Annotated in this window: 9 protein-coding genes and 1 pseudogene; 7 read left to right on the forward strand and 3 right to left on the reverse strand. The window is 69.5% G+C overall.

Features of this window, described 5'->3' with window-relative positions; genetic code table 11:
* Nucleotides 1-135 precede the first annotated feature (135 nt).
* Together ABT023_RS12835 and gdhA are read left to right on the forward strand one after the other, a co-directional pair.
* Nucleotides 136-6,606 carry an NIDO-like domain-containing protein gene (locus tag ABT023_RS12835; protein WP_350884736.1) on the forward strand — a complete coding sequence of 2,157 codons (6,471 nt, stop codon included), beginning with the start codon at nt 136-138 and terminating at the stop codon, nt 6,604-6,606.
* An 867-nt stretch (nt 6,607-7,473) separates the two neighbouring features.
* Nucleotides 7,474-8,820, forward strand: coding sequence for an NADP-specific glutamate dehydrogenase (gene gdhA, locus ABT023_RS12840; RefSeq protein WP_350884738.1), 1,347 nt, complete (start codon nt 7,474-7,476; stop codon nt 8,818-8,820).
* Between the two features lie 50 nt (nt 8,821-8,870).
* Here the strand turns inward: gdhA and ABT023_RS12845 are convergent, their stop codons facing one another.
* On the reverse strand, nt 8,871-9,008 hold the full coding sequence (locus ABT023_RS12845; protein ID WP_350884865.1) for a hypothetical protein: 138 nt from the start codon (nt 9,006-9,008) through the stop codon (nt 8,871-8,873).
* Nucleotides 8,989-9,651, reverse strand: coding sequence for a TetR/AcrR family transcriptional regulator (locus ABT023_RS12850; RefSeq protein WP_350884740.1), 663 nt, complete (start codon nt 9,649-9,651; stop codon nt 8,989-8,991). Before ABT023_RS12850 ends, ABT023_RS12845 begins: the two co-directional genes overlap by 20 nt.
* 113 nt (nt 9,652-9,764) lie before the next feature.
* Here ABT023_RS12850 and ABT023_RS12855 point away from each other — a divergent pair, with 113 nt between their 5' ends.
* The 5 genes and pseudogenes from ABT023_RS12855 (at nt 9,765) to ABT023_RS12870 (ending at nt 15,071) form a co-directional block, all read left to right on the forward strand.
* On the forward strand, nt 9,765-11,045 hold the full coding sequence (locus ABT023_RS12855; protein ID WP_350884742.1) for a DUF4386 domain-containing protein: 1,281 nt from the start codon (nt 9,765-9,767) through the stop codon (nt 11,043-11,045).
* Between the two features lie 47 nt (nt 11,046-11,092).
* Nucleotides 11,093-11,200: pseudogene (locus tag ABT023_RS29110) on the forward strand (transposase); the annotation flags it as partial.
* Between the two features lie 140 nt (nt 11,201-11,340).
* Complete coding sequence (locus ABT023_RS12860) at nt 11,341-13,179, forward strand: SCO2524 family protein (protein WP_350884744.1); 1,839 nt, start codon at nt 11,341-11,343, stop codon at nt 13,177-13,179.
* Entirely contained in the window at nt 13,180-14,109 is a 930-nt protein-coding gene (locus tag ABT023_RS12865) for an SCO2523 family variant P-loop protein (protein ID WP_350884746.1), read from the forward strand. It abuts the gene before it with no gap.
* Nucleotides 14,094-15,071: an SCO2522 family protein gene (locus tag ABT023_RS12870; RefSeq protein ID WP_350884748.1), complete on the forward strand. Its 978-nt coding sequence runs from the start codon at nt 14,094-14,096 to the stop codon at nt 15,069-15,071. The genes ABT023_RS12865 and ABT023_RS12870 overlap by 16 nt, the downstream gene beginning before the upstream one ends.
* 9 nt (nt 15,072-15,080) lie before the next feature.
* On the opposite strand, the gene ABT023_RS12875 is transcribed toward ABT023_RS12870, so the two are convergent.
* Complete coding sequence (locus tag ABT023_RS12875; RefSeq protein WP_350884750.1) at nt 15,081-16,037, reverse strand: SCO2521 family protein; 957 nt, start codon at nt 16,035-16,037, stop codon at nt 15,081-15,083.
* Nucleotides 16,038-16,280 lie beyond the last annotated feature (243 nt).

A 16,280-nucleotide genomic window follows, 5' to 3' on the forward strand; every position in this document is an offset into this window, starting at 1 on the left:
ATTGGGCGACTTCTATATCTAGGGTCTGCGTACTGTCAGACGTGATCACGGGGGTCGTCGGTGGCTGGTGGGTATCTGCCTGCGCGCGTAGCGCGGGCTCGAACAGGTTCTTTCCGGCGTCGGCTGGCTGTCGCGATGGCAGCGGCGACCACCGTCACGACGCTCGTGGCGCCCGCCGCCCCGGCTACCGCCGTTGAGCCGAAGAGGGGCCCCTGCGTCGAGGAGCAGCCGGATGCGGGGGCGGCCCGGCGGATGCTGGACGTCTGTGGCCGGCGGGTGGAGGTCCTCTCCGAGCGTACGGAGTGGTCGCAGACCTTCCTGAACCCTGATGGCTCCCGCACGTTGGAGCAGACGATCGAGCCGACCCGGGTGCGCAAGGGCAAGTCCTGGGCGCCGGTGGACACGACGCTGAAGCTGACGTCCGAGGGCGTCGTCCCGCGGGCGACGGTCCTGCCGATGGTGTTCTCCGCCAAGGGTGACGGGCCGTTCGCCCGGTTGCGCGACGGCTCCCGCGAGTTGGCTGTCTCCTGGCCCGGGAAGCTTCCGGCGCCGGTGCTCGCCGGTTCCACCGCGACGTACCGCGACGTCCTGCCCGACGTCGACCTTCAGGTCACGGCCCAGCCGCTCGGCTTCTCCGAGGTGCTGGTCGTCCGCACGCGGGAGGCGGCGGCGAACCCCAAGCTGGCGTCCCTGCGGTTCGGGATCGAGGCCAAGGGCCTGTCGGTCCGCTCGGCCGCCGGCGGCGGGCTCGCCGCCCGGGACGCCAAAGGCGGCACCGTATTCGCCGCGCCGGCACCCCTGATGTGGGACTCCTCGGACCCGGAGGATCGCACGGCCGCGACGCCGGCCCCGGAGAAGCGGGAGCAGGAAGCCGCCCCGCGGCCCAAGCCGACGAAGCCCGTACCCGCCGTGCCGGACCGCGCCGCCGAGGTGGCGCCGGACCGGGACGCGGTGCCCGAGAGTGCCCGTCGGGCCGTCATGCCGGTACGGGTCGACGGTGACGTGATGACGTTGGTTCCGGACAAGGCCATGCTCGCCGACCGGGGCACGAAGCTGCCGATCTACATCGACCCGTCGTGGACCGGCGGGATCGCGAGCAACGCGTGGACGTCGGTGTGGAGCAAGTACAAGTCGAGTTCGTTCTGGCAGAACTCCTCCGCGTTGTCCAACGGGAAGCTGGTCGGGTCGGCGGGTGCGGGCCGCACGGAGGACTGCTCCGGGTGCGCGGACCACATCATCCGTTCGATGTTCCGGATGAACACCTCCGCCGTGGCGGGCAAGCACATCCTGAGCGCGCAGTTCCGGGTGGAGCAGCGGTGGTCGTGGACGTGCAGCCCGAAGACGAACGCGAAGCTGTGGATGACCGGGTCGATCTCGTCGGGCACGACGTGGAACAAGCAGCCGACCTGGTACAGCGCCTACACCGCGCAGAGCGTGGGCAACCGCAAGTACGGGTCGGCGCACGGCTGCCTCGGCACCGGCACGATCGAGTTCAACGTCAAGTCGATGGTGGAGAAGGCGGCGGCGAGCAAGTGGTCGAACCTGACCGTTGGCCTGCGGGCGATCGACGAGGGCACCAAGAACCAGTGGAAGCGGTTCAACCACGCCTCGCCGAAGCTGGCGATCACCTACAACACCGACCCGAACGCGCCCGGGGACCGCAAGTCCGACGGTAAGGTCTGCGCCACCGGCACCTCGCGGCCGTACGTGTTGACCACGACGCCGATCCTGGCGGCGAAGCACTCCGACCCGGACACCTCGCAGCAGTCGCTGACCACCTACTTCTACTGGTGGCCGGTGGGCGGCGCGCGGAACGAGACGAACAAGGTCTCCCAGGCGGCGGGCAACCCGTCGGCGGCGTCGAAGGCGATCCCGGCGGGCAAGCTGACCGACGGCACGAGCTACGTGTGGCAGGCCCGGACGTGGGACGGCACCCACTACAGCCCCTGGTCCGGCACCTGTGAGTTCACCGTCGACGCGACACCGCCGCCACCGGCCGCCGATGTCGCCTCCACCAGTTACCCCGATGACGGCGTCCCGCGCGGTGGCGTCGGTCTGCCGGGGACGTTCGCCGTGAGCCCGCCGACCACCCGGCCGTACGAGGTCAAGGAGTATGCCTACAGCCTGGACTCGGGCGTGCTGACCGCGGCGAAGACCGTCCCTGCCCGTACCACTGACTTCGGCGCGTCGATCACCGTGACGCCGTTGCACGACGGGGTGAACGTTCTCTACGTCTGGTCCAAGGACCACGCCGGGCGCTTCGCCACCCCGGTGACCCACACGTTCAGCGTCCGTGGCGGGTCCGGCCCTGCTGCTCAGTGGACGTTCGAGGAGACCGGCACGACCGCCACCGACGTCTCCGGCCACAGCAACGCCTTGACCCTCGGCGCGTCCGCCACCCGGGTCGCCGGCCGCTCCGGCGACGGCACCGCCCTGTCGCTGCCGGGAACCACCGGGGCGACCCGTACCGGGACCATCAGCGCCCCGCACCCTGACACGGGCGTCTCCACCCCGGTCCGGACCGACTCCAGCTTCACCGTCACCGCCTGGGCGAAAATCAGCTCCATCGCGGGCACCAACCCCCAGACCGTGGTGAGCGCGAGCGGCTCCCGAATGTCCGCATACCACCTCGCCTACGCCGGCAGCAACCAGCGGTGGCGGTTCACCATGGCGGCCACCGACACCGACAACCCGGCGCTGTACAGCGTCTTGTCGGACGCGGCACCCACCGCCGGCAAGTGGACCCACCTGGCCGGCGTGTACGACGGGGCGACCAAGAAGATGACGCTCTACGTCAACGGCGTCGCCCAGACCGCCACCGCGACGCTGATCGGCGGCTTCAACGCCACCAGCGAGGTGGCGGTCGGCAGGCGGCTGTGGAACGGCAGCGCGGACGGCTTCTTCACCGGCGCCGTCGACGACGTGCGGTTCTACAGCTTCATCGAGACCCCGGCCAACCTGGCGAAGCTGGCCGTGCCCCTGCAACCGAAGATCACTTTCCCGGGCGGCGCAGCCGTCACCGCGGGCGGTCAGCTCACCGTCACGTTCGATGCCGGTGGCGACACGAACGTCACGAAGTTCAAGTACAGCGTCGACGGCACCGGCCTGGGCACCACGGTCAACGCCACCGCTGCGGGCGGCACGGCCACCGTCACCGTCAACGTTGGCGCCACCACCGGTGAGCGACCCGTCTACGCGGTCGCCGTCGACGACGGCAACCGGGTCGGCGACATGAACCAGGGCCAGTTCACCGTCGCGTCCGCGGCGAGCCTGTCCGGCACGGTGTGGGATCCGAACTTCCTGCCACAGGCCGGTGCCGTCGTTCAGCTCCAGCCGGGTGGGCACCAGGCCACCTCGGGCGCGGACGGCAGCTACGCCCTGACCGGGTTCGCGCCCGGCTCGTACACCATCACCGTCGCGTTCGGCGGGCGGTGCGGTGCGGCGTTCAGCGAGCCCATCGAGATCGACGGCCAGGGCCTGACCCTGGACATCTTCCTCGGCGTGATCAGCGACGACCTCGGTCACACCTGCACCGAGCAGGCCACGGCCTTCACCGCGGCCGGCACGGTGCTGCCGCTGACCGGTGACGACGCCGTCGCTACGGTGCAGCTTCCGTTCGCGTTCCCGTTCTACGGCGGCGCCTACCGCAGCGCGTGGGTGGACACCAACGGTGTGCTGTCGTTCACCGACCCGGGCGGCTCCCACCCGTACACCGGCGGCGGGCAGCTACCGGCCCCGGCCGACCCGAACGCCCTGGTGGCCCCGTTCTGGGACGACCTGGTCGTCGACGCGTCGGCGAGTGTGCGCACCGCGACCACCGGGACGGGCAGCGGGCAGCGGTTCGTGGTGGAGTGGCGCAACGTGCACCGCAAGGGCAACACCGCCCAGCGGTTGTCCTTCGAGGCGGTGCTGGCGCCGGACGGGACGGTGAGCACCAACTACGACCAGCTCGACAACGCCGCCGAGAAGGGCGCCAACGCCATCGTCGGCATCGAGGCCGACGCCGGCGAGGACGGCCTGACGTACTCCGCCGGTGAGCCGGTCCTGGCGAACGGCCAGGCGATCACCTTCGTCCGCCCGGACGTCGCCGGTGGCCTGGAGGTCCACAACCTCTCCGGTGCGCTCACCGACGCGGTCGGCACCCCGGTGGTGGGAGCGACGATCTCGCTGGACCCGAGCGGCCTGAGCGTCACCACCGGCGCCGGCGGGGCGTACAGCTTCACGGGCCTGGTCGCCGACAGCTACACCGTCTCGGCGAAGCTCGCCGGCCGGTGCGGCGCCGCGGTGCGCAGCCAGGTGGAGCTGTCCACCGACACCGTGCGCAACCTTCAGCTCGGCCCGGACTACGGGGGCATGGGGTACGCCTGCGCCACCGGCGCCGGCGGCTTCGTCGCGGCAGCCAACGTCCTTGCCCTGACCGGCGACGACGCCACGGCGTCGGTGACGCTGCCCTTCCCGATGAAGTTCCACGGCCAGTCGTACACGACCGGCCGGGTGCACACCAACGGCCTGGTCAGCTTCGGCGCCGTCTCCGGTGAGCCGGACACCTGGGCCAACCCGACGATGCCGACGGCGACGGCGCCGAACGCGGTGGTGGCCCCGTTCTGGGACGACTTCGAGGTCGATGCCTCGGCCAGCGTCCGGACGCAGACCCTCGGCACGGCCCCGAACCGGTCGTACGTGATCGAGTGGCGCAACGTCAACTTCCGCCCGCCGAGCACCGGGCGGCTGACCTTCGAGGTGATCTTCCACGAGGACGGCCGGATCGCTTACCAGTACGGCGCGATGTCCACCCCCGTCCAGCAGGGCGCGGGCGCGACCGTCGGCCTGGAGAACGCCTCGGGCACGGTGGCGGCGCTGTACTCCTTCCAGGAGGCGGCGCTCACCGGCAACACCTCCATCACCTACACCCCGGCCCCGGCCGGCACCGTCGAGGGCGTCCTCACCACCGCCGTGACCGGTCAGCCGGTCTCCGGAGCCACGGTCACCCTCAACCCGGGCAACCGCAGCGCCACCACCGGCGTCGACGGCAGCTACCAGTTCACGGCCGTGCCGGTGGGCGAGTACGCGGTGGCCGCGTCGACCGGCGACAACCGGTGCGCCGGCCAGTACGCCAAGGAAATCGTCAACCATCCCGGCGGCACCTCGGACGTGGACCTGTCGGTGATGGTCGACGGCGACGAGTTCGGCTACAAGTGCACGACCGGGGCGACCACGTTCGTCCCCGGCGACATCACGGAAGCCTGGACGGGCGACGAGACGGTGTGGCAGAAGAACCCGCCGTTCCCGGTGAAGCTCTACGGCGAGTCGTACACCTCGGCGTGGATCAGCGCCAACGGCCTGGTCAGCTTCAAGGACCCGGCGTACTTCGGCTGGATCGGTTCGATCCCCGGCACCCTGCCGTCGCCGGCCGCCGAGGGCTCCCCGAACGCCGCCGTCTACGCGCTCTGGGACGACTGGGTGGTCGACTCGGCCGCCCGGATCGCCACCAAGACCAGCGGCACCGCCCCGAACCGGCAGTGGGTCGTGGAGTGGCGCAACGTCCACGCCTACGGCGACACCAACACCCGCGCCACCTTCGAGGTCATCTTCAAGGAGGACGGGGAGGTGACCCTCGCCTACGCCGACATCGACCCCACCAAGCCCATCGAGCGCGGCGGCGAGGCCACCGTCGGCATCGAGAACGGCGACGGATCCATCGGCTTCCAGTACCTGCACCGGGAGAACTGGCTGGCCAGCGGGCAGGGCGTCACCTTCAAACCCAACCCGCCGGGACAGGGCAGCGTCGCCGGCACCGTCACCTGCCAGGGCACCCCGGTGGCCGGGGCGACCATCGCCGTGGCGGGCCTGACGGCCACCACCGCGGCCAACGGCACCTACCTGGTCAACGCCGTGCCGGCCGGGTCCTGGGCGGTGGTCAGCACCGCGACCGGCGCCTGCAAGGGGTCCGACGTGCGGCAGGTCGTCGTCGGCACCAGCACCCAGGCCGCCGCCGACTTCGCGCTCGGCGCCGCCGCGACCGGCGGCGGGTACCGGCTGACCGAACAGGCCGTCGCATACACCCCCGCCGACACCACCACCCTGCCGCTGACCGGCGACGACGCGTACACGCCGGTCACCCTGCCCTTCCCGGTGACCCTGTACGGGCAGACGTACACCACCGCCTGGGCCGACATCAACGGCGTGCTCAGCTTCGTCGACCCCGGTGAACCCTCGCCGGATGCCTGGCCCATCCCGTCGCCGGACAGCCCCGAGGAACCCAACGCCGCCCTCTACCCCTTCTGGCACGACTGGGTCGTCGACAGCAACGCCAGCGTCCGCACCGCCGTGCGGGGCAGCGCGCCCAACCGGCAGTTCGTCATCGAGTGGCGCAACGTCCACTCCTACGAGGACCCCCTCACCCGGGTCACCTTCCAGGTCATCCTCGACGAGGCCGGCGGTTTCAGCTTCGCCTACACCGACAACGACGGCACCTTCCTCGAACGCGGCGGCGCCGCCACCATCGGCATCGAGAACGCGGACGGCACCAGCGCCATCCAATACACCCACCGGCAGCCGGTCCTCCGGCCCGGACTGGGACTGAGGTTCAACCCGCCCACCCCCTGACCGCCACGCCATGACGGGAGGTGCCCTCTCCGGAGGGCGCCTCCCGGCTTCTCCTGCCATTCGTGATTGCGCCCACGGCTCGAACGCTTCGTCGTCCAGCGCCGAGCAGTCCGCCCGGACATCACGCCAGGCTCGGCGCAGACCGAGCCGGCCGTCACCAACGCGGTACCCATCGCACGGACTGGCCCTGGCCAAGATCAGGTGCGCACATCTGCCGCGATGCGCGCGGGGCGTAGGAGGGGCCGGCATCATCGCCGGGTGGCCGGTCGCAGTCGAAGCGTCACGTGCCGACTGTGCGGCAGTGCGGCAGTGCGGCAGCTCACACCGTGCGCGCCGGTTCTGGCGAGGTGTATCCGCGCGAGCCCGGTCGTCACGGCCGCCCTTCCAACCGTCACCGCTGGCCGCTCAGTAGGGCGCCCGTTCTGCTCGCCGGATGTGGGAGCGGGCCGGTATGGGCGGCGAGGCTGTCGAGGAGCGCCTCCAGCCGGATCTCGAAGCGCGCCCACCGCTCCTGCTCAAGGTAGGCGGACATAACGGTCTCAGCGGTAGGAGCCAGACGTCTCGTCGCCGGCCAACAGGCCGCGGCACGCATCCGCAGCGCCGTCACCTCGCCAAACGGCACTGCTGATGACGGGGCCAGCAGCGGGAATGGCACACTGAACCATGACGAAGCGTCGTCAAGGACAAGGGCCGTGAGGAAACCTCGTCCTGCCGGAGCTTCCCGCTCAGCATGCCGAAGTCGCCGTACCACGAAATCGCCACCCACAGCGATGTTGTGATCTTGACATGGTCACGGCGGTGCGGGTGACCTGCGGGTGGCCCAGCCCGTGCGGCAGATCGGCCGTGGTTGCACATCGAGGAGTATGTATGTCGGCACAGGACAAGCTAGAGTCGATCTTCACCTCGGTGGTGCGGCGCAACCCTGGCGAGGACGAATTCCACCAATCGGTGCGGGAAGTGCTCGACAGTGTCGTGCCGGCCCTGGAGAGGCATCCCGAGTACGCCGAAGCGAAGATTATTGAGCGGATCTGCGAGCCGGAGCGACAGATCATCTTCCGGGTGCCATGGGAGGACGATCGCGGTGAGGTCCACATCAACCGCGGCTTCCGGGTGGAGTTCAACAGTGCCCTGGGCCCGTACAAGGGGGGTCTTCGCTTCCACCCGTCGGTCTATCTGGGGATCGTGAAGTTCCTCGGTTTTGAACAACTGTTCAAGAACGCGCTGACCGGCATGCCGATCGGCGGCGGCAAGGGCGGGTCGGACTTCGACCCCAAGGGCCGCTCCGACCGGGAGGTGATGCGGTTCTGCCAATCGTTCATGACTGAGCTGTACCGGCACATCGGCGAGTATACGGACGTGCCGGCCGGCGACATCGGAGTCGGTGGCCGGGAAATCGGCTACCTGTTCGGGCAGTACAAGCGGATCACCAACCGGTACGAGTCCGGGGTGCTGACCGGCAAGGGCCTCAGTTACGGCGGTGCCCAAGTGCGCCGGGAGGCTACCGGCTACGGTGCGGTGTTCTTCGCCGAGGCGATGCTACGCGCCGACGGCGGCGACAGTCTCGACGGAAAGCGGGTGGTGGTTTCCGGCTCGGGCAACGTGGCAGTCTACGCGATTGAAAAGGTCCATCAGCTTGGTGGCACCGTGGTGGCATGCTCGGACTCCTCCGGCTATATCCACGACGAAAAGGGAATCAACGTCGACGTGCTCAAGCAGGTCAAGGAGGTCCGCCGGGCACGGATCGCCGAATATGTCGACGCGCGCCGGCACGCCACGTTCGTCGCAGGTCGCCCGGTCTGGGAAGTGCCCTGCCAGTTGGCGATCCCCTGCGCGACGCAGAACGAGCTCACCGCCGCCGACGCGCTCACCCTGATCGCGGGTGGCTGCACCATCGTGGTGGAGGGGGCCAACATGCCCACCACGCCGGAGGCGGTGCGGGGTTTCGCCGAGGCCGGGGTGCGGTTCGCCCCCGGAAAAGCGGCCAACGCCGGTGGAGTCGCGGCCAGCGCGCTGGAAATGCAGCAGAACGCCAGCCGCGACTCGTGGACCTTCACCCATTCTGAGCAGCGGCTGCGGGAGATCATGCAGACCATCCACGACCGCTGCTACGCCACCGCCGAGGAGTACGGCATGCCGGGCAACTACGTCGCTGGAGCCAACATCGACGGCTTCCGGCTCGTCGCCGAGGCGATGCTCGCCCACGGGCTGATCTGAGAGATGCGAGGTCGGCGGGGCGGCCCGGTCCGGACCGGCCCCGCCGGGAATCACTCGGGGATGACGAACTGGGCGGTGCTGGTGGTGTCGTAGTTGACGCCGTTGTTCTCGGTGTCGTAGTCGTCACTGGAGTAGCTGAGCACCTCACCGACGGGCCGGTAGTGGGAGTCACGACGGGCGTGTGGCACCGCCGTGCATGGCCAGTCCGTCGAGGATCAGATCGAGGCCGAATTCGAACTGCCCGCCGAAGTGGTAGCCAGGCTGCTGGACGTGCTGCGTGGCGAACTCGACCATGTGCGGGTAGTCGCCCGCCGCGAATCCTTCCATGATCGAATCCGCGATCGCGTTGGCGGAGTCCTCACCGTCGAACGGCAGCGACGCCTCCTGCAGCACGAAGCCGTAGACGTATGCATCGATGATCGCGTACGCGTGGGCCGTCATCTGCAGCGAGAACCCCCCGGCCCGCAGCACACCCAGCATGGTGTCGTGATGGCGCAGGTTGGCCGGACCGGGACTGGTCCGGTTCTCCACCAGGGTCAGCGCCCAGGGATGCCGTGCGAGGACCGTCCGGGCCGAGAGGGAACGCCGGCGCACCTCGGCGCGCCAGTCGCCGCCCACCTCTGGCAGTTCGATCTCCGCGAAAACCCCGTCCACGAGGGCGTCGAGGAGTTCGTCCTTGTTGCGGATGTAGTGGTACAGCGACATCGGCTTGGCGTTCAGCTCGGCGGCCAGCGACCGCATGGTCAATGCCCCCAGGCCGTGCGCGTCGGCGATGCCGACCGCAGCCTGCAGCACCCGCTCGCGACTCAGCTGCCGTGCTGGTTCGCCCACCGATTGGTTCCCGTCTTCTCTGGCATCGCGTTGACCGGCCTTGCCGCCAAGGCTATCGTACTTAGTACCCCTTACTTAGTACGAAAGCCTGAGAGGCAAAAATGTCACTCCGCGTGACCGGCGGATGCGCTGGTGCGTTCTTCCTGTTGGCATTCGTCTCCTACGGCATGGGCAGCGCTCTCGCGGGGCAGCTCGCCGGGACGGCGCTCGTGGTGCTCAACTCCGTCATGGTGGCGGCCATCGGCGTACTGGCCTTCCGGGCGCTGCGTCGATCGCGCCCGGGGGCCGCCTGGACATACCTTGTCGCGCGCGGGGCGGAGGCGTTCCTGCTCACCGCCGGGATCGTCCTGCTGGACTCGGCCGGTGCCGGTGCCGCCGACATCGCCTACCAGGGGGCCATGCTGTCGCTGGGGCTGGGCAGCCTGCCGTTCTGCCTGGCCCTCGACCGGCAGCGCTGGCTGCCGAGATGGCTGGCGGTCTGGGGATTCGCCGGATACGCGCTGCTGGCGACGGGCGCGGCCGCCGAGCTGATGGGGGCCGGGGTCGGGGTCGTCCTGGCGATCCCGGGAGGTCTGTTCGAGATTGTCTTCGGTCTGCTGTTGCTCGCCCGCGGCTTCGTGCCGTCCGCCGCTGTGCAGCCGAGCGCCGCTCCCGTGGGGGCGCCGAGCGCGGTGGCCGTGGACGGCGACTCCCGAGCAGGCCGCGCGGCGCTGGCCGCCGGGCTCGGCCTGCTGCTGATGGCGGTTCTCGCCGGGCTGGCCAACTTCGGCGTCGTGGACCGGCTGGTCTCCAGTGACGCCGCCGAGACCAGCACCCAGATGCTGTCGAATCAACGGGCATTTGTCCTTGCCGTCGTTGCCCTGTTCGCGGTGGTCTGCCTCGACGTGCTGGTCGCCTGGGCGCTGCGGGCGTTCTTCGATGACACCCACCGCACCGTCCCACTGCTCTCGGCCTGGTGCCGCACCGCGTACGCGGTCGTCTTCGCCGTCGCGATCACCTACCTGATCGCCGCCGCCGGCCTCCTGCACGACGGTCCGGCGACCGACGAGATCAGCCCCAACGTGTACGCGTACATCACCGAATTCGAGGAGATCTGGAGCCTGGGTCTGATCCTGTTCGGCATCCACCTGCTGATGATCGGGTGGCTGGCATGGCGGTCTCCCACTGTGCCGACCTGGGTGGCGGTGCTCGTAGCGATCGCCGGCGCGGGCTATCTCGCCGACTCGATCGGGGCGCTTGTCTCGGCCGCGTACACGATTCAGGTCGCCGCAGTCACGTTCGGCGGTGAGGTCGTCCTCATGGTGTGGTTGCTCGTGTTCGCCGCGCGCTCGCGCAGCCACCGCCGGTCCAACCCGGACGGAAACCGCGCCCGCGAGTTGCGGCAGCCCGCTTGAGGGCGGCCACCGCGCCGGGCGTTGTCCCAGCTGCAGTGACCTGAGCCGAACTACGCAGCCACGGCGTCAGGACGTGTTTCTTCCTCGTCTGCGACGGGCTGAAGGGCCTGCGTGAGGTGATCACGAACGGGTGGCCCCAGACTGTTATGCAGACGCGCCATCGAAGTAATCGAGTGGCACTCGACTGGCCCGGTACCATGTTGTTGCAACGTCGGTATGGATCACCGTAGATCATCGTGTGAACGGCAGGACCAGCGGTTTTCAGGTCGACGACTACAACAGACGGCGGTGAATCGTGCGGATACAGCCGCGCCAGGAGATCCTTGACATCTGGCGGGCCACGGTGCGCAGTTGCTGGCAGAACGGTGAATGGCACTGGGGTGGTCGGAGTGGCACCAACTCGATCAGTGACGCCGAGCAACTCCTGACCCTGCTACTCCCGGCGGCCAAGGTCCCCGCGCTGTCGCTCGACGACCCGGACCGCGCCGACGACGAGGTGATCGAGGCGCTCAGCCCGATCGGCGGCGCGATCGAAATTCCCCGCCGGCTGGTCGGCGTGATGATCGACTATTTCACGCGGTACACCGACGACACCGGCACCCCGACCTTCAGCGGCGGAAGCTACCTCACCCCGCTGGACGGCGGCCCGGAGCTCACCGACGAGCAACGCTCCCTGGACATCGTCGACTCTTTCGCGGTGTCCGTCACGCTGGCCCTGGCAACGATCGGTTTCGTCAAGGTCTACCGTAACTCCACCCAGCGGCGCGACCTGTTGGCGCAACTGGACGCCCTGGACGAGATGGCCGGCGCGCGGCTCACCGCGGCCATGGTCGGCCTGCTCCGCAGCTTCAGCACCTTCGTCTTCACCGCCACCGACGAATACGGCCTCCGGCTGTGCGACATGATCAATCAGGACGAGCTGCCGCGCCGGGAACTCGTGGCGTCGCTGCGCGAACAGCTGCGGGAAACGATGGCCAGCCTGCGCAGCGTGATCATCGGGTCGGGTCGGGTGACCGAGGATCTGGACAACAGCGAGATGCTGTTCGAGTGCGGCTGGTCCTGGGGGATCATCGCCGGAGCCGAGGAGGTGCCGACCACCGAGTCGATCGGCCTGCAGCGCGAGGGCTCGGCGGAGAACGCTCCCTACCTCTACTTCACCGTCATCGCGATGGACGCGATCGAGGATCTGAACTCCGAACGCACCCGCCTGCTCGGGTTGCTCAACGAGGAGCAGCAGCGGCTGTCGCGGGCCCTGCTGCTGCGCTGGGAGCTGACCCGGACCTACTGGGCGACGGTGGCGACCTTCGGCAACCGCCGGCGGTGGCCCATCGAGGACATTCCCTGGCGGACGACCGACGGCGACCGGACCGACTACTACACCCTCCAGGCCACGTCGTTGGCGGTCAAGGGCCTGGTCGCCGGCGGGCGCGGCGATGAGGAGCTCGGCCGGATCGCCTCGGTGCTGGTGGAGCTGGCGCAGCGGGCGCGGATCACCCGCCGCGCCTCGCCCGACGAGCCGGCGCTGTTCGTGCACGCGCCGGGCAAGCAGGTGACCCTCAACGCCGAACGGTCCAAGCCGATCATGTCGTGGAACGTCAACGAATACTCCACGGTGCTGCTCCAGCGGGCCACTACCGTCGCGGGTCTGCTCAGCAACGCCCGGCGGCGCAGCGAGCTGCTCGAACTGGCCGACGAGGTGTGGGATCACCTGCTGCTGCGGCGTATCCCCGACGGCCGGCACCGTGGCCTGTGGGATCACGCCGGCGGCGCCTTCCCCGGGCTGGCCCCCAAGCCGGACGCGCCCTCCTGGTACCTGACCGAGCGGGTGGTGCAGGGGCTGGTCAACGCCGGTCAGCTGCTCTGGGAGCGGCCGTTCCCGCGAGCCGGCCGGCTCGCCACATATGCGCAGGACCTCATCGACGAGGCCGAGTACCTATTCGATCGGGAGTTGATGCGCGGCACGTTCGCCGGGGATGCGATGCAGCGCAGCATGCGCAGCATCCGGGCCAGCCTGCGCCGGGCGCAGCTGGTGGTGGACGAACGCCCTGGCACCGCAGCGGCCCTGGCGAACACCCTGCTGCTGCTGCTCAACGACATCGCCACCGGGCAGCAGAAAGCCAGCGAGGGGATCTGAATGCTGGTCTTCGTCACATCGCACAAGGGCGGCACCGGGCGTTCGGTGACCGCGGCGAACATCGCCTACCGCAGCGCGCTGTCCGGCCGCCCCACCTGCTACCTCGACTACGATTTCGGCTCGCCGACGGCCGGCATCACGTTCCAGATCCCGCAGGCGGTCAACGGCGTGGAGGGCGCGGGGCCCAACGGTGGCGGGCTGCACCGGTACCTGCGGGGGGAGATCCCGTCTCCGGAGCAGTTGGACGTCTGGGGCACCTCGGAGCGGGCCAGCCTGCGCCAGCGGCCCACCGGGGCCGGTCCGCTGGTGCTCCTGCCCGGGCAGCGCAACGGCAGCGAGTTCGGGTTCACCAACGACATCGCCAAGCGCTGCGCCGAACTCTTCCTCCGTCTCGAAGAGGAGTTCGACCTCACCCTGGTGGATCTCAGCGCCGGCCGGTCGTACGCCAGCCAGATCGCGCTGGCCGCGACCGCCACCCCGACCCTGCGCAAGGTCACGGCTCGCTGGCTGGTCTTCCATCGGTGGACTCCCCAACACGTCACCGCGGCCTCGGACCTGGCCTTCGAGGCGGGTGGGATCGTGGCGATGGGCAAGGAGTACGGCCACGAGCCGGACCGGCTGCGCGAGTCACTGCGGTTCATCCGTACGGCGGTGATCGATCCCCGAGGCCCCGAGGTCGGCCACCTCGACCTCGCGCAGCAGGCCTTCCTGCGCAAGTGCGACGCGGAGCTGTCGGAGCTGGCCCGACGGCGGGGCGTCGGGCGCACCACGCTGCTCGGCACGGTGCCGCTGGATCCACTGCTGCAGTGGCGGGAGCAGCTCATCTCGGACCACGACGTGCAAAGCAAAATCGCGAACGTGAAGACCGTTGACGCCTTCGTCGATCTGACCGAGAAGCTCTTCGACGAGACGGCATGGGAGATTGTGTGATCAGCGTGGACGTCAGGTTCCAGGAGGCAGCTGCGGTGCGTCGTACAGAGAGCGTGGCGTACTCGCACCTGTCGGTGGAGTTGGGGCACTTCTACGCGGAGGACTTCGGCGACGGGTGTCAGGAGCTGCGCCGCAAGTTCGAGCGGATCGCAGTCTGGTCGAGCGCCATCCCGGCCCTGGCCCGGCAAGGGCTGCCACCGAACCGTCAACCGCGGATCAGCACCTGCTTCATGGTGGACGACTACTTCCACCGTTTCGGTACGCCGCACGAGGTGATCCCGCAGGTGCAGAGCGCCGCGGCGGAGCACGGACTGGTGCTGGACTACGTCGCCCGGGAGTCCAGTTTCGCCCGTCACGACGGGCTCGAGCTGGCCCAGTTGGTGGTCGACACACTGGTGGTGGAACCGCCCCGGCACACCACCGGCAGTCGCCCACCGCTGAGCGAGGCGGGCTGGCTCTCCAACGGCAAGCGGTCACCCGGGCATGTCGACGCCCCGGCGATGACCCTGCCCCGACCGTGGTCCCCGCCGGTGCAGTCCGGCGATCCCCAGCACTCCATCTTCGTCGACATCGAGTTGTGGTCCGGCGAGCCGCAGACCCGGGTGTGGGCATGCGCGCTGCTTGCCTCGGTCTGGCAGTTGACCCGCCTCGGCGTGCTACGACACCGGGGCGAGACGATCCGGCAGCCGCGCCGGCTCACCGGGGAGCTGCCCACCAACTGGGACGAGTTGCCGGCGATCCTCCAGCTCAACCCGAGCGCCGCGCCGTTCTGCGCGTACCGCACGCTGACCCTGATGGACATCCAGTACCTGCCGGTGGAGTTGGCCGTCCGGACCATCCTCGGCCAGGTGGCGGTGCCGTCGGCCGTCGCGCAGCAGGTCGCCAAGCGCGCAGGCGGGGAGGGCCTGCGACTGCCCAGCGAGTTGGTCGACCGGTTGAGCTACGTGTTCATCGGCGAGTGAGCGGCGCGTTCAGCGCCGGCAGGGCTGGTTGACCGCCATCCGGTCGGCCAGGTCGCGCAGCAGGGTCATGTTGCTGACGCTGATCTGGTCCCGGATCCAGTTGACCGACGACTTCCACTGCCGGCTGAAACCGGGCACCTGCTCCAGCCGGTCCCAGATCGGCCGCAGCCGCGGGTGGACCCGGGCGCCCGGGAGCCACAGGTGAAGCAGGTGTTCCAGCACCGGGCGCAGCCGCTCGATGTGCTCCTGCCCGGCGGCCGGCCGGGCGACCGCGGCCTCCACCAGGGAGGAGAGCATGGTGAGTAGCCAGTCGTGCAGCGCGAGATCCTCGCAGAGGCCGGCCACGGCGGCCGGCACGTCCTGCGGGTCGACCACGAGTTCGACCGTACGCAGCGTGGGGGAGTCCACGGTGATCACCGCCGAGACCTCTCGGTCCGGCCCCTGGTCGACCCGCGTGGTCCAGCGCAGCCGGGTACGCGCCGCGCGCAGCGGCGGGCGCCGGTCCAGCAGGTCGGACATCTGCACGCCGTCGATCACCCGGCCGGTGATCGCCTCGAGGTTGAGCACGTCCGCGTTGTTGCCGTGCAGGAAGCCCGCGATCAGGTCCGCGGCGTCCAACTTGCCGACCGTCTCCAGGACACCGGGATTGGCCAGGTAGTGCGACCAGGGCTGGCGGCGCTTTCCGTCGACGACCTGGATGACCGAGGACGCCTGTACGATCCGGCCGCCGGTGATGATGGCCCGGGTGACCACCGCGCCCACCCCGCGAAGCTGGCGCTGTCTGGCGCTGGGCAGCCAGCAGTCCACCCCGGTGCGGACGTCCGGTGACACCGCGTAGAGCGACGGGCGCCGAGAGGTCAGCACCATCTCGCCCTCGATCAGGCTCAGCACCTCGGAGCTCTGCTCCTGGGACAGTGCCGTGCTGTGCTGCAGCAGGCTGGTGTGCACCTCACCCACCGTGAGCATGGCTTCCTCCGCATTGCCGCCACCGGTCCGCAGTCGCCCGCGGACTGCGGTCCCATGATGATTGATGCCCGCCGTCGTGACCCGCACCGACACGGATTTGTGTGGATTTGCCGGAACTCCTCCGAGCACGGGATTCGGCTTGCCCGGATCCGTAACTGTCCTGGCGGCCATCATAGGCCCACGGTTGATGGGATTCCCAAGCGGTAGAGGTGACGAGAATTCGCGGGTCAGAAGGATGTGACA

The organism is Micromonospora sp. NPDC002296 (genome assembly GCF_040296145.1).
Taxonomy (GTDB): Bacteria; Actinomycetota; Actinomycetes; order Mycobacteriales; family Micromonosporaceae; genus Micromonospora.